General features: G+C 49.0%; 21 protein-coding genes and 1 pseudogene. 13 read left to right on the plus strand and 9 right to left on the minus strand.

All coding sequences use genetic code 11. The features are described 5' to 3' along the window. Positions 1 to 223 precede the first annotated feature (223 nt). Both RIF25_RS14540 and RIF25_RS14545 read left to right on the plus strand, forming a co-directional pair. Positions 224 to 2,590, plus strand: a complete 2,367-nt coding sequence (locus RIF25_RS14540) for a heavy metal translocating P-type ATPase (RefSeq protein WP_322879247.1) — start codon at positions 224 to 226, stop codon at positions 2,588 to 2,590. A gap of 13 nt (positions 2,591 to 2,603) precedes the next feature. Next, positions 2,604 to 3,035 (plus strand): VOC family protein, encoded by a 432-nt coding sequence (locus RIF25_RS14545; RefSeq protein ID WP_407682441.1) that lies wholly within the window; start codon positions 2,604 to 2,606, stop codon positions 3,033 to 3,035. Between the two features lies 1 nt (position 3,036). Here the strand turns inward: RIF25_RS14545 and RIF25_RS14550 are convergent, their stop codons facing one another. Then, the gene (locus RIF25_RS14550) at positions 3,037 to 3,447 is read right to left on the minus strand and encodes a ChuX/HutX family heme-like substrate-binding protein (RefSeq protein WP_322879249.1); all 411 of its coding nucleotides are present in this window, start codon (positions 3,445 to 3,447) and stop codon (positions 3,037 to 3,039) included. A 177-nt stretch (positions 3,448 to 3,624) separates the two neighbouring features. Here RIF25_RS14550 and RIF25_RS14555 point away from each other — a divergent pair, with 177 nt between their 5' ends. Further along, positions 3,625 to 4,014 (plus strand): FHA domain-containing protein, encoded by a 390-nt coding sequence (locus tag RIF25_RS14555; protein ID WP_322879250.1) that lies wholly within the window; start codon positions 3,625 to 3,627, stop codon positions 4,012 to 4,014. Positions 4,015 to 4,327: 313 nt separating this feature from the next. On the opposite strand, the gene RIF25_RS14560 is transcribed toward RIF25_RS14555, so the two are convergent. The 4 genes from RIF25_RS14560 to RIF25_RS14575 all read right to left on the minus strand — a co-directional run bounded on the left by RIF25_RS14560 (position 4,328) and on the right by RIF25_RS14575 (position 8,133). Further along, positions 4,328 to 5,002, minus strand: a complete 675-nt coding sequence (locus tag RIF25_RS14560; protein ID WP_322879251.1) for an SAM-dependent methyltransferase — start codon at positions 5,000 to 5,002, stop codon at positions 4,328 to 4,330. Positions 5,003 to 5,193: 191 nt separating this feature from the next. After that, entirely contained in the window at positions 5,194 to 6,933 is a 1,740-nt protein-coding gene (locus RIF25_RS14565; RefSeq protein ID WP_322879252.1) for a hypothetical protein, read from the minus strand. A gap of 311 nt (positions 6,934 to 7,244) precedes the next feature. Next, positions 7,245 to 7,835, minus strand: coding sequence for a leucyl/phenylalanyl-tRNA--protein transferase (gene aat / locus RIF25_RS14570; protein ID WP_407682439.1), 591 nt, complete (start codon positions 7,833 to 7,835; stop codon positions 7,245 to 7,247). A 97-nt stretch (positions 7,836 to 7,932) separates the two neighbouring features. Beyond that, positions 7,933 to 8,133, minus strand: coding sequence for a DUF29 family protein (locus RIF25_RS14575; protein WP_322879254.1), 201 nt, complete (start codon positions 8,131 to 8,133; stop codon positions 7,933 to 7,935). A gap of 69 nt (positions 8,134 to 8,202) precedes the next feature. On the opposite strand from RIF25_RS14575, the gene bioA reads away from it, so the two are divergent. Beyond that, a complete protein-coding gene (bioA, locus tag RIF25_RS14580) occupies positions 8,203 to 9,540 on the plus strand; it encodes an adenosylmethionine--8-amino-7-oxononanoate transaminase (protein WP_322879255.1) in 1,338 nt (445 codons plus the stop codon). Here the strand turns inward: bioA and RIF25_RS14585 are convergent. Then, positions 9,523 to 10,311, minus strand: a complete 789-nt coding sequence (locus tag RIF25_RS14585; RefSeq protein ID WP_322879256.1) for a cobalt-precorrin-6A reductase — start codon at positions 10,309 to 10,311, stop codon at positions 9,523 to 9,525. The two genes, bioA and RIF25_RS14585, sit on opposite strands and share 18 nt — an antisense overlap. A 117-nt stretch (positions 10,312 to 10,428) precedes the next feature. On the opposite strand from RIF25_RS14585, the gene RIF25_RS14590 reads away from it, so the two are divergent. Genes RIF25_RS14590 through RIF25_RS14600 form a run of 3 tightly spaced genes read left to right on the plus strand, consistent with a single transcriptional unit; the run spans position 10,429 to position 12,379 of the window. Next, positions 10,429 to 10,881, plus strand: a complete 453-nt coding sequence (locus RIF25_RS14590; RefSeq protein ID WP_015123579.1) for a transcriptional repressor — start codon at positions 10,429 to 10,431, stop codon at positions 10,879 to 10,881. Beyond that, positions 10,857 to 11,465, plus strand: a complete 609-nt coding sequence (locus RIF25_RS14595; RefSeq protein WP_322879257.1) for a DUF2808 domain-containing protein — start codon at positions 10,857 to 10,859, stop codon at positions 11,463 to 11,465. The genes RIF25_RS14590 and RIF25_RS14595 overlap by 25 nt, the downstream gene beginning before the upstream one ends. A 17-nt stretch (positions 11,466 to 11,482) precedes the next feature. Next, positions 11,483 to 12,379 (plus strand): S66 peptidase family protein, encoded by an 897-nt coding sequence (locus tag RIF25_RS14600; RefSeq protein ID WP_322879258.1) that lies wholly within the window; start codon positions 11,483 to 11,485, stop codon positions 12,377 to 12,379. On the opposite strand, the gene RIF25_RS14605 is transcribed toward RIF25_RS14600, so the two are convergent. From RIF25_RS14605 to RIF25_RS14615, 3 genes are all read right to left on the minus strand, one after another. Then, a complete protein-coding gene (locus RIF25_RS14605) occupies positions 12,376 to 12,813 on the minus strand; it encodes an RrF2 family transcriptional regulator (protein WP_322879259.1) in 438 nt (145 codons plus the stop codon). The two genes, RIF25_RS14600 and RIF25_RS14605, sit on opposite strands and share 4 nt — an antisense overlap. 79 nt (positions 12,814 to 12,892) lie before the next feature. Next, positions 12,893 to 14,521, minus strand: a complete 1,629-nt coding sequence (locus RIF25_RS14610) for an HD domain-containing phosphohydrolase (protein ID WP_322879260.1) — start codon at positions 14,519 to 14,521, stop codon at positions 12,893 to 12,895. 86 nt (positions 14,522 to 14,607) lie between these two features. Beyond that, positions 14,608 to 15,567 carry an RluA family pseudouridine synthase gene (locus RIF25_RS14615; protein ID WP_322879261.1) on the minus strand — a complete coding sequence of 320 codons (960 nt, stop codon included), beginning with the start codon at positions 15,565 to 15,567 and terminating at the stop codon, positions 14,608 to 14,610. Positions 15,568 to 15,794: 227 nt separating this feature from the next. On the opposite strand from RIF25_RS14615, the gene rpsB reads away from it, so the two are divergent. The 6 genes and pseudogenes from rpsB to RIF25_RS14645 all read left to right on the plus strand — a co-directional run. Continuing rightward, positions 15,795 to 16,607 (plus strand): 30S ribosomal protein S2, encoded by an 813-nt coding sequence (gene rpsB, locus RIF25_RS14620; RefSeq protein WP_322879262.1) that lies wholly within the window; start codon positions 15,795 to 15,797, stop codon positions 16,605 to 16,607. A 24-nt stretch (positions 16,608 to 16,631) separates the two neighbouring features. Beyond that, positions 16,632 to 17,396, plus strand: a complete 765-nt coding sequence (tsf, locus tag RIF25_RS14625) for a translation elongation factor Ts (protein WP_322879263.1) — start codon at positions 16,632 to 16,634, stop codon at positions 17,394 to 17,396. A gap of 145 nt (positions 17,397 to 17,541) precedes the next feature. After that, positions 17,542 to 18,744: a hypothetical protein gene (locus tag RIF25_RS14630; protein ID WP_322879264.1), complete on the plus strand. Its 1,203-nt coding sequence runs from the start codon at positions 17,542 to 17,544 to the stop codon at positions 18,742 to 18,744. Positions 18,745 to 18,765: 21 nt separating this feature from the next. Continuing rightward, entirely contained in the window at positions 18,766 to 19,542 is a 777-nt protein-coding gene (locus RIF25_RS14635; protein WP_322879265.1) for an alpha/beta hydrolase, read from the plus strand. A 45-nt stretch (positions 19,543 to 19,587) separates the two neighbouring features. Then, positions 19,588 to 20,184 carry a dCTP deaminase gene (dcd, locus tag RIF25_RS14640; protein ID WP_322879266.1) on the plus strand — a complete coding sequence of 199 codons (597 nt, stop codon included), beginning with the start codon at positions 19,588 to 19,590 and terminating at the stop codon, positions 20,182 to 20,184. 112 nt (positions 20,185 to 20,296) lie between these two features. After that, positions 20,297 to 20,947, plus strand: a pseudogene (locus RIF25_RS14645) (AAA family ATPase); the annotation flags it as partial. Between the last annotated feature and the right edge of the window lie 50 nt (positions 20,948 to 20,997).

Here is a 20,997-nt window from a genome sequence, read left to right on the forward strand (position 1 = left end):
CCGAGGTTCCTGCTGTTGGTGTTTCAATGATCTTTAGGTTGCTCATGATTTAGGATGTCCCCACCAATTAGACTCCTCAATTATCGCGATTGCTTAGGAATCAGGAGTCATCAAGCTCAACAGATAAACTCAATTCGCTAGAAATAATCCCTTGACTACCTTGATTTTTAGGTTGCATCGTCTAAGCTATCCAATAAGGCATTTGTCCCAATAGGAAGTTTTGATGAACGTCGTTGCCCCCAATTCCCTACTTTCTCCCCAGGCCCCCACTACCGCCATCAATCCGCACCTCGCTAGTCAAGCTCCCCAAGTTAAATTTCAAGTTGTTCACTGGATTGCCGGCCGCTTTCGGATTCGGATTCCTCGCCTAGGCTATGACGTGGAATATGGGGAAAAACTGCTCCACGTTGTCAGCCAAATTAACGCCGTTACCTCTGTGCGTGTGAATCCTCCTGCTCGTTCCCTAGTTGTGGCATATGATCTCAAAGTTTTGGGCTACTCCATGGCTGTGATCCAGGCCGAGATCTATCAATCCATTGAATTAGCCGCTGTTTTACCCGATGTTCCCCTCCTGGCGGCCGAAGTCGATAGTTGCCAACCCGAAGCCGAAACGGTGAATCTTTGGGAGCGGATGGGGTTACCTGCCTTAAGTTTAAGTTTGAGTTTGGCGGCCTTGTTGGGCGTGCCGATCCCTGGGGTGGTTATTGGCGGGGTGGTGATGGCAGCGGCCCTTCCAGCAATGAAGCGGGCCTGGGATTCCTTAGTACAAGATCGGGAGTTAACCATTGATTTCCTGGATGCCTTAGCCATTTCCCTACATACGGCCCAAGGGCATTACTTTGCGCCAGCCTTTATGTTGGGCTTGATTGAAGGGGGCGAGGCGATTCGAGATTTAACGGCTAGGGGTTCAGAACGGGCCTCCTTGGATTTATTGGATTGCTTGGGTAAATTCGCCTTTGTGGAACGGGATGGGGTCGAGGTTGAAATTCCCGTCAAAGAGGTGGTCGTGGGGGATCGGGTCGTGGTCTATCCAGGCGATCAAATTCCGGTGGATGGGATGGTGATTAAAGGCACGGGCCTGGTGGATCAATGCAAACTGACGGGGGAATCAGTTCCGGTAACTCGCACTGAGGGGATGGAGGTCTTTGCTTCGACGCTCTTAGTTGAAGGGCAGATGGTGATCTTGGCAGAACGGGTCGGCAACCAAACGCGGGCCGGGGTGATTGTCGGTTTAATGCAGGCCGCTCCCGTCCATGATACCCGGATTGAGAATTATGCCGGGATGATTGCCAACCAGGCTGTGATTCCAACCTTAGGCATTTCGGCGGCGGTGGGCTTACTCTCTGGGGACTTGAACCGAGCCATTGCCCTGTTGACCTTAGATTTAGGGACGGGGATTCGGGTTTCGGTCCCAACGACCATTCTTTCCGCTCTCACCTATGCGGCCCAACATGGGGTCTTAATTCGCAGTGGGCGGGCGATTGAACTCTTGGCTCGGATTGATACGGTTGTCTTCGATAAAACTGGCACTCTGACCCAAGGCCATGCCGGTGTCACCGATATTGTCGTGATGCATCCGGACTATACTGGGCCGCAAATTTTAGCCATGGCTGCCAGTGCGGAACAGGGGTTAACCCATCCCGTAGCTACGGCGATTGTCCGCCAGGCCCAGCATGATCATTTAGAACTAACCGACTGTGAAGATTGGGAATACAAGGTTGGCCTGGGGGTTGTCACAAGGGTGCAAGGCATCAATCTCTTGGTCGGTAGCCGCCGGATGATGAAGGAATATGAGATTGACCTGACGGATTTAGAACACCACCATCCTGAACTGCAAACCGGACGCAATTCCCTGGTTTATGTGGCGGGTGATGGAAAACTTTTGGGCGTGATTCTCTACAGTGATCCGATCCGGGCTGAGAGCAAAGAAATTATCCAAGAACTCCAAGGCGCGGGCATTACCCCCTATATGCTCAGTGGGGATGTGGGGCGGGTGGCCCAGGCCGTGGCGGTCGAGTTGGGCATCCAACAAAAGCACATCTATGCCGAAGCCTTCCCCGAGCGCAAAGTCGAAGTCGTCAAAGGGTTGCATGAATCCGGGCGAGTGGTGGCCTTCTGTGGGGATGGGATTAACGATTCTGCCGCTTTAGCCTATGCCGATGTTTCGATTTCTTTTGCGGGGGCGACTGATATTGCCCGGGAAACGGCCGATGTGGTGCTGATGGAAGATGATTTGCGAGGACTTACTCTGGCGATTCGGATTGCCAAACAGGCCATGGATATTGTCTGGCAAAATACAGCGATTGTGGCCATTCCCAACTTAGGGGCAATGGTGTCCGGGGTTGTTTTCGCCTTAGATCCGATTCTGGCAGTGGTGATCAATAACGGGACGGCAATTTTAGCTGAACTGAATGGTTTGCGTCCCCTGGTGGGCCCTGGAGGAGCATTACCCTTGGCGGCGGCGAAAGACCCCCAGCAATTCTTGGAGGAATGGGAAGCGATTCACCCCAGCCAGCCCGTGCATCATAATTCCCATCATGAGTCTGAACAGTCTTCAACGTCCATTGAAGTGACTCCTGCCGCGGTTTAAATTAGGTATGGGATTGCATCATGTGTCAATTCGCACGGCCCAGATTCACCAGGCCCTGGCCTTTTATGAACTTCTTGGCTTTACGGTAGAAGTCCGATTCACGACGGGGGAGACTTTAGCCTGCTGGATGACCGGTCTGGGAACAAGGATTGAGTTAATTCAAATTCCCCGTCCAGCCCCGCCGCCCGATGCCTTTGGTGATCCCCACTATGTTGGCTACTACCACCTGTCCTTTGATCTGACGGATCACTTGGAACCCGGTCAAACCTTGGCAGATTGGTTAGCTAGTTTGGAACTTAGGGTAAAAGAACAAGGCCTGGCCTGGAAAATGCTCTTACCCGTCACAGAACAAATGATCGGAGATCAGGTTTATGATGTTGCCTTCATTCAAGATCGGGATGGCCTGCCTCTAGAATTCTTAGAGCAAAAATCTCCCCCTGTATAAACTACTCTGGGTGGTTGATGGGCCAATAGTCCCCGTATTTTGACCGCAGCGTTTCCCAGGCCTGGACTTGTCCCGGAGCATATTCCCCTGGTTTGCCCCACTGTAAAAAAGCACTTAAGGCTGGTTTGTCCTCAGTTCTCATAAAGCGAATCGCATAGGTGGGAAAGTTACCCCGCTTGGCCTGGCCTGCTTCAAACTTGACGGCGATCACTTGGTCTAAATTCAAATGAAATTCAAACTCACCCGCGTGCATATTGGCATATCGGCCTTGGGGTAAATCGGCATAAAACACTTTGGTCAGGGGGGCCTGGATTTCCAGAACGGCTACATCATTGGTGACGACTAAACGCAATCGTCCCAGAGACTCGCAATCGGCTAAAAATGCTTCTAAGGCTGCGGGGAATTCTCTCATGGCCTGTTTTCCTTTGCTGATCCACTTCCCCTATTGTTTCACACTCAATTCTGGCCGCAAGGACTTCAGCACTAATGCGCGCAGATATGGAGATAGCTGGCCTGGAGATAAAGTTTTAAAATTACCAAAATATAAATATTTTTTATCTATGATGGGTATAGTAGTTTCGGGTTGGTTATGGACGCGCCTTCAATACACCAGGCCTGGCTTGTTTTATACCAGAAAGGGGAGGTAGTCGCTAAACATTCCTTAGAGGGTCAACTGGCCTGGAATATTGGCCGCAGTAAAGAGTGTGACATTACAGTTCCTGACCAATATGTTTCTCGCATCCAAGCTGTTCTGAAATGTATTCCCGGAGAGCCGCTGCCAACATACACGATTCAAGATATTTCTAGTCGCAATGGCACTCTAATCAACGGTGTAAAAAGTCAAGGAGCAGCCTGTCTATATCACGGGGACATCATCATGATGGGAGACACAGATATGGTGTTCCGTTGCCCAGCCTTAACAAAATCTATCCTTGAAGAACTCCAGGCCCAGTCAGAAGAAGGCTCTGCCCCAAACTAAACAAAAATTGATCAGGGCTTTTGCATTAGATTTGTAGCCAATAGTTGCTCGATCCACTTCATTACTTCCTGCCTTACTGACCCGTCAGATTAATAAATTCCCTGCATCCATCCCCATCATATGTTGCTCAAATAGGAGTGGTTATGTTTTTTTCACTGCCACTATTATAGCGTTACTCATTCAGGGTTGAATAGGGACAAGTCAGGAAATGCTTTATGGGCAGTCTTTCTAAGATTTCTACTCTCTCAGAACAGCCTGCGTAACGCTATAACTGCATATTATTCACAATGGGAAGCTCTTATGCCATACTCCATTACCGACTAATTTTTAACATCTGATTCCCACCCTTTTGAAACTCATACCCTACAAGTTGAACTTGCACATCATAGCCTTTGTTAGATAAATCTTCTAAAACATGATCAAGGTACAAGGATTGTTCACCGGCAAGGTTCAGTAATGGAAAAATTCTCACCTCTGGAGAAATTCGCATCAGTTCATAAATCGAAGCCAAATGAAAATCAAGGGATAACTGTTCTGAATATAAGAAGAGCAAATGAGAACATAGACACAATTGAAATTGATCACCAGAAAATTCTAGGTTTGGCAAAGATTGGCATAAATACCGCCCTGAAACTCTTCCAGATTCATAGTCTAATAAAAACTTTTCCATTGCGCCGAGACGAGACTTGCCAAGCTCATCGGCATTTTCGAAGTTCTTCCAGATGTAGTGACTAGAGTTTTGCTTCACCTGTGAAATCACTAACTCGTAAGTAGCTCGAACACGCTGCTCAATTTGTTCAGTGGAAAATTGATAAATCGGATCAATAGATACAACAGAGTGACCTAGCTCAGTCATCTCAGCATTAAAACTAGCTGGGCCATCGCCACATCCGAGAATTTTTAGGTTTAAATCTATTTCTGATAGATTAAACATCAACTTGTATTCTTCTAATGTTCTGCCCCAAGGAACAACTTCTTCAAGTTTCATTTATAAAAAATCTCAAGACATCTCTTCTGGTACAAATTCAAGCCAAATAATAGGTAATTATATCAAAGTTTTTTCCATATCCCCCCAAATACGGATAGAGATTTAAGTCGATTTGTTCATGCCATAGTTTTATGGTCATAAAGGTGGTGCTGCTCATTTCCAAGCATGATTACTATATAGGTAACACTATTTTATCCATTAATCCAGTCTCCTAAGTGTTGACAACAGGGCAGGAAGTAAGCAGCTAAAACATCATCAATAGACCAAAACTCTTCATAACAATTTTGAGAACAGTAACAGCCAATAAAGACCAACAGTAGATCACGCAGGGGAATTTCCGATTGGGCCAGGGGATGCAGATAGAGACTGTTCACCACATTTTGTAAATAGACTAAATTACAAATCATGGCCGCAAATATCCCGGTGGGTTGGTGCAGGTTGGGAGCATAGGCCTGGAACTCCTGAAAAAAAAGTTGATAGAGTTCTGCCAATGCGGACTTGAGGGCCAACTCATTCATGGATGCCGGGTGATCTGGGCCTGGGGACTGTTGCCATTCTTGCCATAGCTCGGTTTCCAAAAGACTGGGTTGAGAAATAGATAGACTGATCTCTAGAAGAGGTTGCAAGACTCGCAAAAACAGAAAGTCAAGATCTAAGAGGGATAAATCTAACTTAGTCGGGCTATTGGCAAACACCGAGGAGCTTTGTAAACTATCTACTTCGGCAGGAAAATGACAAACAAACTTAAATTCAGCCACATCCGCAAGCATTTCACCAAGCAAATGGGTAAAGAGAAAGCCTAAGCGTTGCTGAACTTCACCATGGAAAAATAACCTTGCCCGCGCCTGATCTAACTGGACTTGCCCCTGATGCCAATCAAATAACTCGCGACAGGCCAGGGGGCCATAGGGCGTATAGGCTGTTTCCCCCGGCCAGAGGGGCGCGCCACAATCACTTAAAAATTCATAATCATTCAAGAAACTGGTCAGCCAAAGTTGCCAATGGTGGCCCCAAATATCATGAATTAAAAAGGCTTCTGCTTTAGCCGTGGGTAAGATGCTGACAGAACGGGTTAAAATTCGGACTACGTGACTGGGTGGCAGGGCCAGATCTGCGGCTAATTCTTGCAGCCAGGCCCAATTGATTTGACTGCCCTCACAGGCCCCGAAAATTGGAAAGCGATCAAATTTTTCATAGTTAAATTGATTGAGTTTGTCCAAAAATGTTTGGATTTCAGTACGGGCCTCAGGGGTGAGTTGATTCCAGGCCTGGAAGTTCGGATGTCCTTGGGAGTTCCAGGTACAGAGACAACTGTTTTCATAACTGAGACAAAAATAGAGTTGCCAATCGGTACTGCCCCAGGCCAAGCATTCAGCCGGAATCGGTAACTCACCAAAAATTGCCTGAAACACCCTCAATGCCGAGGTTTCCTGGATGGCCTGGCGGAGTCGTTTCATGACCCGATGATGTTGGCTAAATTGGCTCTCTAACTGACTGAGTTCCTGCTTAAACGCCTTCAAGGTTTCTGCGGGTAAGTCAAACCAAGCCCAGAGTTCTGTAATCGCATCAATCCTGGTTAAGGCTGGCGGAATGGGTTCCGGTTGAAATCGCTGCAGAGTATTGGGAATTATCGTGCCATACCACTGGGCTGCCCCAAGATGGGGATAGTGACTCAAGAGAATACAGGCCTGGGCAAAGGTTAAGCGCACCCCTACGGGAATATCTTGCATCTTGGGGATATGAGATTGGAGGGGATGGGCCAACCGATCCAATTGGGCCCGAATTTCTAGGAGCCGTTTCTGCCGGGCCTGGGAGAGGTGGGGGTCTTCAGCTAATTCCGCCTCAGTCGGGACTGCTTTGGCTAATTTGAGCGCTTCGGCTAACAGGCTTTGTTCTAAATGGGTTGGGTGGGGCAAGATCGGCGTAACCACAGCGGCGCATCACTCTAGATCATGACCTAATTGTAGTTTTCCATTGAGAACCCTGAATCTCTGCCTACCTGGACAGTGCCAATCTGGATGCAGTTTTAGTTTATTTGCGTTCATTATCATCGTAAGGATTATGAAGATAGAGTTGGTGATTGGGTGATGACTGGGACAGAAAAACAAAGATGATCGGTAAGCCATGAGAGCAACTGATTAAGCAGGAAACAACTTAGCCTCAAAATAAGTCCGAAGAGCTTGAAAGTTCTGCCATTGTTCTCTCCTCATAGGATTCAGTAGTTAAGCAAAAACTAATTTTCCTAAGGATCAGGGATAAATCTACAGGAAGACCTAAGGGCCTGGGTAAGTAGGCGTTGATATTGGTCATTCTTAATCGTATAGCTGCCAAATCGAGCCAAGTGCGGATTATTTAATTGAGCATCAAAGAGCATAAATCCCTGCTGTCGGAGATGTTCAACTAGCTTAACCAGGGCCACCTTCGAGCCATCAGTAATTCGATAAAACATAGACTCCCCAATAAAAATCCCCCCAATCGCAATCCCCAAAATTCCCCCAGCTAATTCATCTCCTTGCCAGGCCTCAAAACTATGGGCCCAACCCGCATCATGGAGGGCAAAATAAATCTCAATTAACTCTGAAGAAATCCACGTTACCTCTCGATTTGCGCACCCATAAACCACTCCGGCAAAATCTTGATTGATTGCGGTATGGAACTGGTGTCGATTTAAAACCCGCTGTAACGAACGGGGATAATGAAACCGATCATCAAGGGGAATTAAGGTACGTTGAGGAGCCGTGTACCATCCCAGGATACCCGCTTCATCCATAAGGAAGTGGCCCGTGGCATAGCCTTGAATAATTTTTTTAATCAGTTGGGAATCACCCATCATTGATCAGTGGTATTAGTCGGCCAAAGTTGCTTTTGTTGCTTGCGAATTCTCTTTTCTCAACCGCGAGTATCAGGAGTATAGAGGCCATAAAATCGTTTCAGACGATGGGATAGGAGAATATCCAACTTAATACCTCCCGTTGATTTCGATTGGACAAACTGAGAATCTCCTCAATTAAATTCTCAACATCTACTCGTCTAAAGTCTCCTTCTTGAACTTTGAGGGCGGTTTCTTGATCCCCAAGATCTAAATCTTGTCCATACAGATCAGGATCAATATCAGTCGGTGTGAGAGTCATAGGGCCGGGCCTGGCTTAAAATCAAATCAACCGCATGGCTATTGCCGATCATATCCCGTTGACTTACCTGTGATTGACTCCTCTATCCTAACCATTGAAAACTCCCCGATCTGGCGGCCCTTTACCCAAATGAAAACTGCGGATCCGCCCCTATTCGTTAAAAAAGGCTCTGGGATGACCTTAGAGTTAGGGGATGGACGGCAAATCTTAGATTGCATTTCCAGTTGGTGGGTGACGATTCACGGCCATAGCCACCCCATCCTAGCCCAGGCCCTTACGGAACAGGCCCAACAACTCGAACAGGTCATTTTTACCGCCTTTACCCATGAACCAGCGGAAACCCTGGCCCAAAAACTACTAGACCATTTACCCCAACATTTACGGCGGGTCTTCTTTTCTGATAATGGTTCCACGGCCGTTGAAGTTGCCCTCAAAATGGCCTATCAATATTGGCAGCGACTCGGAGAACCCCAACGGACTCGCTTTCTTGGCTTTACAGGCGGTTATCACGGCGACACCCTTGGGGCCATGGCCATGGGACAAAGTTCTCCTTGGTGGCATCCCTTTCAACCCTTGTTAATGTCCTTAGAAACGATCCCTTTTCCAGCCACATTTGATCAGGATCCAGCCGTTGAGCAAAAAGAAGCCGCATCGTTGGCCTGTTTATCACACTTACTTAATCAACATCCCCAAGAGTATGCCGCCATTTTTATTGAACCACTGGTGCAGGGGGCCGGTGGAATGCGGATGTGTCGGCCAGAGTTTTTACAACGCTTACAAGCCCTAGTCCATGAGTTTCATGTGCTCTTGGTCTATGACGAGGTGATGACTGGCTTTGGACGCACTGGCGAACTTTTTGCAACCCTGAAATCTGCCACTCAACCAGATTTAATTTGCCTCTCCAAAGGCCTGTCGGGGGGCTGTTTACCCTTGGCTGTGACGATTGCAACTGAGGCAATTTACCAGGCCTTTTATGATGATGCCCTTGAAAATGCCTTTTTCCATAGCCATTCCTATACAGGAAATCCCTTGGCCTGTGCAACGGGGGTCGCCTCCCTCAAACTGTTAGAACATCAGCCGCAAATCTATCAGCGTTTGGAATCCCTCCACCGTCAGTTGGCCGTCCACTATCTCCAAGATCAGCCCTTAGTGGAAAACTTACGATTTTGCGGCACAATTATGGCTTTTGAGATTAAAACTAATACCCAGGAAGACTATTTTAGTGATTTGGGGCCTTGGTTGCGCCAGGAGTTTTTAGCGGCGGGCTTGTTGTTACGTCCCTTGGGAAAAACGATTTATTTACTCCCCCCCTATTGCGTCACAGAATTAGAACTGGAGAAAATTTATCAAACCCTGCCTCAGGTTTTAGCTAAACTCGCAAAGTTGCACTCACTCATTCCCGCTTGATGAACGCTCTAATTTGCCTTGTAGCCAGTCCCAGGCCTGGTGAATGGTGTTGACCTGTTCGCATTCAGGAATTTCAGGACGTTGAATCATAATCACCGGCAGTTGCAGTTGGCGGGCGGCGATGATTTTGCTGTAGGTCGCTACTCCACCGCTGTTTTTACTCACCATCAGGTTAATGCGGTATGCGGCCAAAAGCGCTAGTTCATCCGCCAAGGCAAAGGGGCCCCGTTCTAGCCGTAATTCTCCCTTGGGTATCTCAGAGCCGCTGGCCGGTGGGTCAATCATCCGCATTAAAAACCAACCTGGCACAGCCCGATAGTGATGGAGTTCCTGCCGGCCAATGGTCAGAAAAATCCGATTCCCCCGGCCTGGGATTTCTTGGGCGGCCTCGGTGTGACTGTGAACAACCAGCCAATAATCTCCTGCTTCAGGTTGCCAGGCCGGGCGCGTTAATCTTAGATAGGGAATTTGAGCCACTTGACAGGCCTGAATGCCATGCTCCGTTATTGTGCTGGCAAAGGGATGGGTTGCATCAATCACGGCTGAGATACTTTGCTGGGCCAAATAGTCCCGCAGGCCCGAGATCCCCCCAAACCCACCAGAGCGCACTAAGCCCAGCGGCATCTGTGGCATTTCTGTCCGGCCCGCCAAGGAGGAGATCACCACCAGGCCTGGCTTTGTCACCAGCAACCCTGCTAAGTCTCGGGCCTCACCCGTGCCACCTAAAATTAAAATCCGCTTGAGCAAGTTTTGGGCCAACTCCAACTCCATATCCGTAAGTTCTCTGTATCTTAGGGGGTGCAATTGTCAATAAATTGAATTGTTGCGACTCGCCGACAAATTTAGTAAGATGACTATCAATAACCCTGGCTAATTGCGAGGTGAAAAATGGCTGCCTATACCGCAACTGCCCTCAAAGCCGAATTAAATGAAAAAGGATGGCGGCTCACTCCCCAGCGGGAAACAATTCTCACGGTCTTTCAAAATCTTCCCAAGGGAACCCACCTGAGTGCAGAGGATTTGTACGAACGCCTGCAACAGGAAGACAGCCCCATTAGCCTCTCGACTATCTACCGCACCGTCAAACTTATGACCCAAATGGGTATCCTCAGAGAACTAGAGTTAGCCGAAGGTCACAAACATTACGAACTGAACCAACCCCATCCCCACCACCATCACCATTTAATCTGCATTAAATGTAGTCGTACCATTGAATTTAAGAATGACTCAGCCCTGAAAATTGGGGCCAAAGTGGCTCAGAAAGAAGGCTATCATCTCCTCGACTGTCAGTTGTCTATTCATGCCATCTGCCCTCAATGTCAACGGTCTTTGATTCCCTAATGGGCCTATTTACAGATCTCGCAAACAAGATTAACGGTATTGGCTCCTTGACTCAGGTTTTGGGTCTGGGAATAGTTGGCAGTCTCTTGATCCCATGGGGGGCTGGGGCTGTGGAATTTCCCGATGGTCGCGTCGCCTTTGATCTGCCGCCCTACTTTAATGACGCTTCGACCCCTTACCCAACGGTTTTTTACCCCGACCCGATCTATTATTTTGTCCTTTCCCTGTCGCCCCAGGCCGGGGAACCCCTCCAACGGGTTGTGATTAAGCCCCTCACTAATCAAGAAGCCATTTACTTTGTCCCCGAACGCACCCAGGCCTTTGGCAAACAACCCCCTGGCCGGCAATTTTCCTTGGGAGCCGTTACCGTAAACCCCGATACCTACGATGTAACCATAAACTTTCAGCCGCCCATTCCTCCCGGTGAAGTTGTAACCTTGGCCCTGTCCCCAAACCGCAACCCGGCCTTAGATGGGGTCTATCAATTTGGAATTACGGCCTTTCCGGTGGGGGGCGACCAGGCCATCGGTCAAGACATTGGCACAGCCCGTCTGACGTTTTATCGGGGTGGAGATTCTCGCTAGTGGCCTGGCAATTCCCAATGCTTCCACCCCCTTTAAGGCCTGGGGATAGATTAGCGGTGATTCTGCCGAGTGGGGCCTTACGGGAGACAACCGGATTCCAGGCCGGGATTGAACTCTGGCAACAACAGGGGTATCAGGTTGATGTTCATCCTCAATGCTCAGCATCTTGGGGCTATTTAGCGGGTGCAGATCAACAGCGACGGGAGGCTTTACGGGCTGTGCTTCTTGATCCAAACATTAAAGGCATTCTCTGTGGGCGGGGCGGCTTTGGAGCGACGCGGTTACTTGAAACCTGGGCCTGGCCGGAACATTCCCCCAAATGGTTAATTGGTTTCTCAGACATTACGGCTCTTCTCTGGAGTTATGCCAGTTATGGGGTCGTGGGGATTCATGGGCCGGTCTTAACGACATTGGCGGCGGAACCCCTGTGGACTAGAGCGCGCCTCTTTAACCTGGTTCAACATCAAGCAGTCGCCCCTTTGCACGGCCAGGCCTGGGTGGGTGGGGTTGTCCAGGGGATACTTTGGCCGGGTAACTTGACGGTGGCCAGTCATTTATTGGCAACTCAGCAATTACCGGCCTGGTCGCGGGTGATCTTAGCCTTAGAGGATGTTGGCGAAGCCCCCTATCGGCTGGATCGAATGTTAACCCAATGGCGACAAACTTCAGCATTTCAGCAGGTGGTGGGCCTGGCCTTGGGCCGCTTTAGTCAATGTGATCCCCCCGGCGCAAGTCCAAGTTTGGCTGTGGTTGAGGTTCTGAAGGATCGGTGCTGTGACCTGGGTATTCCGGTGGTGGCTGACCTGCCCTTTGGCCATGATGGGGAAAATGCCGCTTTGCCCGTGGGTGTGCCGGTGGAGTTGGATGGCAACCAGGCCCGCCTATCTCTGCTTGAGGCCAAAAGCCACCCCTAGATGTAGTACATGATGTCCAGTTGGCGTTTGGCGAGACGGCGTTCACACAAATCCTGCAAGGTATAGTCCTGTAGCACTTGGTTAGCTGCACCCCAGGCCTCGCGCCAAATTTCCCGCACGACCCCTTGATCAATGGTTTCTGGAGTTGTGTTGGAGCCTTTGTTTTGATTCTCCAGGCCCTCAATGCAATCCATGACTTCAAACAGGGAGGTTTTCCAAGGTTCTTTGGCTAAAATATATCCCCCCTTGGCCCCGCGAATACTGCGAATAATCCCCCGCCGCCGCAGAGTTGCCAGCAGTTGCTCTAAGTAGCGGTCAGGAATGTCGTGGAGGGCAGCGATTTGGCGAATTTGCAGTGGTTCTTGTTCCCGATAGGCAGCCGCCAACTCTAACACAGCCAGCAGCGCATATTCACTTTTACAGGAGAGTTCCATACCAATTGGGTTCTCAGGGGAAGGTCTCTATCCTGAATTATAGGCCGGATACCCCCGTTCTCTACCGGAAATTAGGGGATTAATCAGCCTGATGATGCCCTAGCACTTGGTACACCTGCTTTTGTTCAAAGAGAAGCACTAAGTCCCGATTCAGTTGATTAGATTCCGCTTCTTGGTGGAGGATTTTCAGGGCGACTCCTACGGGTAAGCTCTTTTTGTAGGGCCGATCTGCCGCTGTCAAGGCATCATAAATATCGGCCACGGTTAACATCTGTGTTTGGAGGGGAATATCCGCAATCCCCAGGGGGTAGCCTTGACCATTCAACCGTTCGTGGTGGCCATAGGCAATGATTGGGACATTTTTGAGGTCACTTGTCCAAGGAATTCGCCGCAGAAATTCATAGGTATGGGTGACATGGGATTCAATCGCCAGCCGCTCTTGGGGGGTGAGGTTACCGCGCCGGACGAGGAGTTGCTCCAGTTCTGCCATTGTCACTAGGGGTTGGAGGCGACCGTTAATGTCTTTATATTGCCAACTGGTTAGCTCTTGTAAAATCCCGAGGGGTTCTTCAGCTAAGACTTTGGGTTCATTGGCAATCTCTATCACCTGCCAATAGCGATCTAGTTCCTGAAGTTGGGCTTGTAATTGGTGATCAAATTGCCGGAGTTGTTGGCAGTGATCGCAAGTTCCCGCATCAGGGTCATGGTGGGGATTGGCCTGAAGATAGTCCAGCTTGGCCTGGTTACATTCCAACTCTAAGGTGCGGCGAACAAAATGAAAGCGTTGGCGAATGATTTCCAGTTGGAGGGGGTAGAGTTTTTTCTCTTTGCTTAAAATGACTTCAGGAACCCCCACCTTGCCAAAATCATGCAGAAGGGCCGCATAGCGCAGTTCTTGCAATTGTCGCTGATCAAACCAGGCCCCGCCAAAGCCCCCCACTCCAGCTTGTTGATTAACTTCTTGAGCTAGAGATAGGGTCAGGTCGGCAACGCGCTCAGAATGGCCAGCGGTGATTTTATCCCGAGCTTCAATGGCCTGAACTGAGGCGGTGACAAAGCCCTCAAATAGTTTCTCAATACTTTCGAGGAGATGATTGCGTTCAATGGAGACAGCGGCCTGGCTGGCTAGAGACCGTAAAATCGCCTCTTCCCAATGACTGTAGGCAACCGTAACATCCGAGGCATTATCAGGCGTAATTTTAATGTCGGCGCGGATTTTTCGGTTTAGCAGTTGTAGCACGCCAATAATTTCGCCTTCGGTATTTTGCATCGGAATCACTAGGACCGAGCGAGTGCGATAGCTCAGATTGTCATCAAAGGAACGATTAAATTGATAGGTCTCGGCCGGGGAGATTTCATAGGCATCGGCAATGTTGAGAATTTCCCCCGTCAAGGCCACATAGCCGACTAAGCTTTCTGCATTTAAGGGAATAAAAAACTCATGGAGGGATAGTTCTGGATGGGTATCATTTTGGGCTGTCTTAAACCAAAGATTGGGGGGATGGGCCTGGCGGTCAACTAAAAAAACGCTCCCGGCATCACTACAGGTAATCTCGCGACTTTTTGTCAGGATCAGGGTGAGTAGGTCGGTTAAATTGTCAGTGGCGGATAGGGCTATGCCAACGGCCAACAATTCTGTCACCAGGCCCCGTGGATCGTGACTTAAAATGTCTGCTTGGGGAGAAATCGTATGGGGAGAAGAATTCATCGGCTTAAGCTTTATTGCCGCGCCCTAGAGATAACGCACTTTCCAAGTATATCCCCTCAATTTTGGGATGGCTTCGGGAGCAAGATTTAGGTCTGACGGCGGAGGGCCTGGAGGAGGTGGGCAAAGGGGGGCGGGAGGGGGGCGGTGAGGGTTAATTGCTGGTTTGTGAGGGGATGATTGAGGGTTAATTGATAGGCGTGGAGCATTTGCCCGCTTAAGGAATGGCCGGCAACTTTTCTGGTGGTTCCATAGACCGGATCACCAGTAATCGGCCAACCGGCATGGGCTGCATGGACACGGATTTGGTGGGTTCGCCCAGTATCTAACTGAAATAAGACCAGGGTGTAATGCCCCAAACGTTCCTGCACTGACCAATGGGTAATGGCCCCACGTCCGCGCTCAAGCTCAGTTACAGCCATTTTCTTGCGATTGCTGGGATGACGGCCAATGGCGGCATTAATTGTTCCTGTTGGGGTCGGGGGAACACCTTGAACCAATCCCAGGTAGTCCCGCTTGGCTGTTCTCGCTTTAATCTGGGCCTGGAGATGTTGGAGGGCAAATTCAGTCTTGGCCACCATCATCACGCCACTGGTATCTTTATCCAACCGATGCACAATTCCCGGTCGCTGTTGCCCCCCAATTCCCGGTAAGTCAGGACAATGGGCCAACAAAGCATGAACTAAGGTTCCAGAATCATGGCCAGGGGCCGGATGAACGACTAATCCCACGGGCTTGTTAATTAAAATAATTTGGTCATCTTCATACAAAACATCGAGGGGAATCGCTTCTGGGACTAATTCACAGGCCTGGGGTGGGGGGAATTCTACGCCGATCAGATCACCAATTTGAATCGGGATTTTTTTACTCAGGCAGACTTGGCCATTGATCTGAATTTGCCCCTGTTCGATCAGAGCTTGCCACCGGGAGCGGGAAATCTCAGGATGGGCCTGGGCCAGGAATTGATCAAGGCGAGATCCAGAATGACTGGCCTGGAATAGCAAAGTTTGGGGCAGGTTCTGATCAGGGTTTAGTTCTACTTCCGTCAACTCATCCTCAGCTAAATCAGGTCTGTCTATTTCTTTTGTAGTGAGAGGGGAAAAGGACCCCTCCGGCCTGGGACTCATCATAGACTGTGGAAGCCAAAGTTTCGGGGGCTGATTAATTCATGCTAGGATAGTAAACGCTGAAAAATTCACACATCTAGGGCCTGGGGTGTCTAGGCTTGTTCCTTAGATCCACCTAGATGGCGGTTAAACCCACAGGAGAAAACTGAATGTCTGTTTTAAGTCTGGCTCAACTCTTAGAAGCCGGGGTTCACTTTGGCCATCAAGCACGCCGTTGGAATCCCAAAATGTCCCGGTATATCTTTACCGTCCGCAATGGGGTCCATATTATTGACCTCGTGCAAACCGCTCAACTCATAGATGAAGCCTACAACTATGTGCGGGAAGCCTCGGAATCCGGGAAAAAGTTTTTGTTTGTCGGGACAAAACGCCAAGCCGCTGGAATTGTCCATCAAGAGGCAGCCCGTTGTGGGGGGTACTTCATCAACCAACGCTGGTTAGGGGGAATGCTCACCAACTGGACAACCATTAAAACGCGGGTGGATCGCCTCAAAGAACTGGAGCGGATGGAAGAAACCGGGCAGATTGCCTTACGTCCAAAACAAGAAGCAGCGGTGCTCCGGCGAGAACTGGCCCGGCTACAGAAGTATCTGGGGGGAATTAAGAATATGCGCCGCTTGCCGGATGTGGCTGTGATTGTGGATGTGAAGCGGGAATATAACGCCGTTCAAGAATGCCAAAAACTGGGGATTCCGATTGTGGCTTTGCTCGACACCAATTGCGATCCAGATCAAGTGGATATTCCTGTCCCGGCTAACGATGATGCAATTCGTTCGATTAAGCTAATTGTGGGCAAGTTGGCCGATGCGATCTATGAAGGGCGGCATGGGCAAGTGGAAGAGGTAGATTTAGCCGATGGGGCCGATGAGGATTACCCTGATGCTGAAGATGAAACCCTCGACAGCCTCCCAGAGGATGGGGATGAGCCGGATTCAGACAAAGATGCAACGGGTGAGAACTAAGAAACTAATACGAGGCGGTAGATTATGGCAGAAATTTCAGCAAAGCTTGTCAAGGAACTCCGAGATAAGACCGGGGCCGGGATGATGGACTGTAAAAAAGCCCTTACCGAGTCCGATGGGGATATGGAAAAGGCGATTGAATGGCTGCGGCAAAAGGGCCTGGCCTCTGCGGGTAAAAAATCGGGACGGGTGACTGCCGAGGGCCTGGTGGATAGCTATATTCACACGGGGGGCCGGATTGGTGTCTTAGTGGAAGTCAACTGTGAAACGGACTTTGTTGCCCGCAATGAAGCCTTTAAGGAGCTGGTTCAAAATATCGCTAAACAAATTGCCGCTTGCCCCAATGTGGAGTATGTGGCCATTGAGGATATCCCCACTGCTGTGGTGGAAAATGAGCGAAAAATTGCCATGGGTTCCGATGCCCTGGCGGGTAAAAAAGAGGAAGTCAAAGCCAAGATTGTCCAAGGAAAATTGGATAAGACTTTGCGGGAAATGTGCCTCCTTGACCAGGCCTATATTCGGGATCAAAACATCAGCGTGGCCGAATTGGTGACTCAATCCATTGCCCAATTGGGTGAGAACATCAAAATTCGCCGGTTTCAACGCTTTATCCTCGGAGAAGGCATTGAGAAAGTGGAATCTAACCTCGCTGCCGAAGTTGCCGCCCAAACCCAGGCCAAGGTGGAACCCGCTCCTGCGCCTGCCCCGGAACCCGAACCCACTCCAGAACCCGCCCCAAAAGCTACGAAGGCCAAAACCACTCGTTCCAGCCGGAGCAAGGCCAAGTAGGCAGTGCTTGAGAATCGATAGAGATGGGATCGAGAGGCAGGAAAATCGAACTAACTTAGACAGAGGCGGTCTTGCTGGGGGCCGTCTTTTGTTTTAGGCAGCCAGTTTTGCACCAGGATTGTTGTGACACTACAGGATAGAAGCCGTGGCTAACTTAGAGCAAATCCAGCAGGAATTAACGGTGCTTCACGACCAGGCCCGGCAGGGGTTTGCCCAACTGCATCAGGCCTACGGCCGGTATCTCAAGATCTTAGGCCCTATCGCCCAGCAACAACTGATCACCGCAGCCTATCAAGTTTGCACCCAGATCGTCCCAGAACGGTTTTTAAAGTTAGAGCCAGAAGCGCGGGAAAGACTACAACGGAAAATCCACTTACTGGGGGAAGACCTGCGCCTCAGCTTGGGGGAGTTACTCCCTGAACAACCGGTGCTTGAACAAAGCAAGACTCCAACAGTAGAGGATCAAGGAACAGAAAACAGCACTGAAGCAGATGAAAATCCAGAAAGCTCTCCAGAATCTCTCCAAACAGAAGACAATCAAGCCAAGGACATTACTCCAAGTCCCAAATCATTGCCAGAGCCGAATCTGGAGATGACCATTGCTAAGCTTTTGCACCAGGCCGCCCATGGAGTCAATCGAGCCTTGCAAAAGGTGGACATCTTACCGGAGTTTCCTTGGGAGCAGATTCTCGAAATTGCCTTAAAAGCCCAAGGTCGCCCCCTCAGTCGCCTCCCTAACATCATGATGGTGATGGTTGCAGGCCCGGAGGATCGGTCTGAAGATCAACCCACTGCTCGCCCGCAAAAGTCTAACCATAACCCCCCTTCCGGTGGCGAATCTGGTCAATTGGTCGAGTCTCCCAGCGACGATACAGAAGCTCAAGCGGATGCCGAAGAAACAGAAAAACGAGACAACATTGATATTGCGGCATTTTTCCAGGCCCTGATGAATCGGCGTATTCAAGAGGCTGATGCAGAGGATGAAGACCAAGCTGATGAGGACGAAGAAGATGAAATTCAATTTGATCCCGAAGATACTTCCACGAGCGACTCAACATTGGCCCAAGAGGTGTCCCGCTTGCAAGCCCAGTTAAATGAGATGGATGTTCCCCCAGCGGATGATCGGCCAATTCCTCTGATTGCCATTTATTTACATTTGGAAGACCTAGATTTCAACCACCCCGGCCTGGGGAGTCAACGCCAACAAATCCGCCAGTTAAAAATTAAACTCGCCCAACTCCAGGAAAAAATTGCCGAGACATTCCGACAGCGATTAGTTTTAGAGGCCAGCCGGGCCTGGCGGGAAACCTGGCCGAGGGAATCCCTGTCAAAACTGCCAGAATCTTGATTTAGGGCTAGAGAATAATCTATGGGTATGTTTACAGGCCAGTTAAGGAATGAACCGTTTTTTCTGCCAGGTCGCGATCCCAACCGAGCCTGTTTAATGCTCCATGGCCTGGGGGCTGGAACCTATGAACTACAAATCTTGGCGGAACATCTGCATCAACAAGGAAACACCCTTAAGGCGATCCTCTACCCCGGCCATGATCAGCCCCAAGCCAATATGCCCAACTCCACCTGGCAACAGTGGTACAAAGCGGTAGAACGGGCCTATCTAGAGTTAAAAGCGACCTACTCGGAAGTTGATGTGATTGGCTTTTCCACGGGCTGCCCCTTGGGGTTATATCTGGCCAGTCAGCATCCAATCAGAAAATTAGTCTGTTTGTGCCCCTACTTGTCCTTAAAACAACCTTGGTATTCTCCCGTTCCCTTGGAATCGCTGATCAAATCCGTTGGCCTTTTCTTACCCCAGGTTCCTCGGCTCGATCTACCGTTTCGAGATCCCACCTTGAAAGCCCAGGTCAACCGCGTCAAGTTCTATAGGACGTTTAACTTAGTGGCGGTTCGCAGTGCAATGGAGCTAATTGAGACAGTGAAGCCCTTGATTCCAGAAATTACTGTACCTACACTGATTATCCAGGCCCGCCACGATACGATTGTCAATCCTGAAGGCGCGGTTTACCTCTATGAAGCCTTGGGGTCAGGGATCAAAAAACTGGCCTGGTGCGAAAACTCAGATCATATTATTACCCTTGACTATGATCGTGACCAAGTTGCGGCGGAAGTGACTGCATTCTTGAACTAGAGTAGGAAAGGCAACCCCAGACTGCGTATAAATAGTGATGCTCCGATGATTAAAAATGACCGCTGGATTGTTGACCAGGCCCGCCTGGGAATGATTACCCCCTTTGAACCGGCCCAAGTTCGCAAAGTTGATCAGGATGGGGTGTTAATCCCTGTCATTAGCTATGGGGTTTCTAGCTATGGCTATGATATTCGCCTCTCGCCTCAGGAAATGTTGGTCTTTAAGCATATTCCCGGCACGGTTGTTAATCCTAAAAACTTTAATCCCGGCAATTTGGAGCCTGTGGAATTACAGACGGATCAGTATGGCAGCTATTTTATTATTCCCGCCAATTCCTATGGCCTGGGGGTGAGTTTAGAGTCTATCCAGATGCCCCCAAACGTTACAGCTATTTGCCTGGGGAAAAGTACCTATGCTCGGGTTGGCCTGATTGTCAACATTACCCCCCTAGAAGCAGGTTGGGCTGGAGCGGGAATTACCTTAGAGTTTTCCAATGCCTCCAGTGCCGATTGCCGGGTCTATGCCAATGAGGGGGTGGCCCAGTTACTCTTTTTTGAGGGTGACCCCTGCGAAACTACCTATGCTGACCGCCAAGGCAAATACCAAAACCAATCCGGTCGGGTGACTCTGGCTAAAGTTTAAGAAAAAAATAAGAAATCTCAAAACTACCAACCCTAGGCTGATTTTTGCTAGTCTTAAATCAAATTTGTGTGACTTTTTCACGAATTTCTGTATTTAGACCAGTGAGATTGCCGTGCTAATTGAATTCACTGTTGGCAACTATCGCTCCTTCAAAGAGAAAGTGACATTCAGTATGGTTGCTACTAATCTTATGTCTAAAAATAAGAGTCTTGATGAAACTAATGTCTTCAAGGTAGATGAGAAACTTAGCCTTTTGAAAAGTGCGGCAATATATGGGGCTAATGCCAGTGGAAAAAGTAACTTAGCCAAAGCCCTAGCATTTATGAGATGGTTTATGTCCAACTCATCCAGAGAAACCCAAAGCACAGATAAAATTAGAGTTGAGCCGTTTAAACTCAGTACGGAAACTGATGCCCAACCCAGTTTTTTTGAAATTGTATTCCTAATGGATCAAAAAACCTATCGTTATGGTTTTGAGGCCACTCCTGATGAGATTGTTGCAGAATGGCTCTATTATGTTCCTAAATCAAGAGAGACTAGGCTTTTTGAACGTAATAAAGACAAATTCAATATTTCTAGAACCTACAAAGCTGATGGGATTCAACAAAAAACCAGAAAAAATGCCCTGTTTCTGTCCGTATCTGCTCAATTTAATGTTGAGATTGCGGAAAATATATTAGAGCGGTCAATCGGTTGTATTTACTTAGTTTCTGGATTAAATGATATTGAGTATCGTCTTTACACAATTGACTGTTTAGTAGATACAGCATTTTTCATGACTAGTTGGCACAGTAGCAACAGTGGGTAAAATAA

Origin of the sequence: Pseudocalidococcus azoricus BACA0444, from assembly GCF_031729055.1 — a bacterium.
In the GTDB taxonomy this organism is placed as follows: Bacteria; Cyanobacteriota; Cyanobacteriia; order Thermosynechococcales; family Thermosynechococcaceae; genus Pseudocalidococcus; species Pseudocalidococcus azoricus.

What these genes read in the sequence shown, in the direction of transcription:
- RIF25_RS14590 (WP_015123579.1), top strand. Translation starts at nt 10,429, where the DNA reads ATGGCTGCCTATACCGCAACTGCCCTCAAAGCCGAATTAAATGAAAAA.
- rpsB (WP_322879262.1), top strand. Translation starts at nt 15,795, where the DNA reads ATGTCTGTTTTAAGTCTGGCTCAACTCTTAGAAGCCGGGGTTCACTTT.
- RIF25_RS14600 (WP_322879258.1), top strand. Translation starts at nt 11,483, where the DNA reads ATGCTTCCACCCCCTTTAAGGCCTGGGGATAGATTAGCGGTGATTCTG.
- RIF25_RS14585 (WP_322879256.1), bottom strand. Translation starts at nt 10,311, where the DNA reads ATGGAGTTGGAGTTGGCCCAAAACTTGCTCAAGCGGATTTTAATTTTA.
- tsf (WP_322879263.1), top strand. Translation starts at nt 16,632, where the DNA reads ATGGCAGAAATTTCAGCAAAGCTTGTCAAGGAACTCCGAGATAAGACC.
- RIF25_RS14555 (WP_322879250.1), top strand. Translation starts at nt 3,625, where the DNA reads ATGGACGCGCCTTCAATACACCAGGCCTGGCTTGTTTTATACCAGAAA.
- RIF25_RS14605 (WP_322879259.1), bottom strand. Translation starts at nt 12,813, where the DNA reads ATGGAACTCTCCTGTAAAAGTGAATATGCGCTGCTGGCTGTGTTAGAG.
- RIF25_RS14540 (WP_322879247.1), top strand. Translation starts at nt 224, where the DNA reads ATGAACGTCGTTGCCCCCAATTCCCTACTTTCTCCCCAGGCCCCCACT.
- dcd (WP_322879266.1), top strand. Translation starts at nt 19,588, where the DNA reads ATGATTAAAAATGACCGCTGGATTGTTGACCAGGCCCGCCTGGGAATG.
- RIF25_RS14560 (WP_322879251.1), bottom strand. Translation starts at nt 5,002, where the DNA reads ATGAAACTTGAAGAAGTTGTTCCTTGGGGCAGAACATTAGAAGAATAC.
- RIF25_RS14575 (WP_322879254.1), bottom strand. Translation starts at nt 8,133, where the DNA reads ATGACTCTCACACCGACTGATATTGATCCTGATCTGTATGGACAAGAT.
- aat (WP_407682439.1), bottom strand. Translation starts at nt 7,835, where the DNA reads ATGATGGGTGATTCCCAACTGATTAAAAAAATTATTCAAGGCTATGCC.
- RIF25_RS14595 (WP_322879257.1), top strand. Translation starts at nt 10,857, where the DNA reads ATGTCAACGGTCTTTGATTCCCTAATGGGCCTATTTACAGATCTCGCA.
- RIF25_RS14610 (WP_322879260.1), bottom strand. Translation starts at nt 14,521, where the DNA reads ATGAATTCTTCTCCCCATACGATTTCTCCCCAAGCAGACATTTTAAGT.
- RIF25_RS14550 (WP_322879249.1), bottom strand. Translation starts at nt 3,447, where the DNA reads ATGAGAGAATTCCCCGCAGCCTTAGAAGCATTTTTAGCCGATTGCGAG.
- RIF25_RS14635 (WP_322879265.1), top strand. Translation starts at nt 18,766, where the DNA reads ATGGGTATGTTTACAGGCCAGTTAAGGAATGAACCGTTTTTTCTGCCA.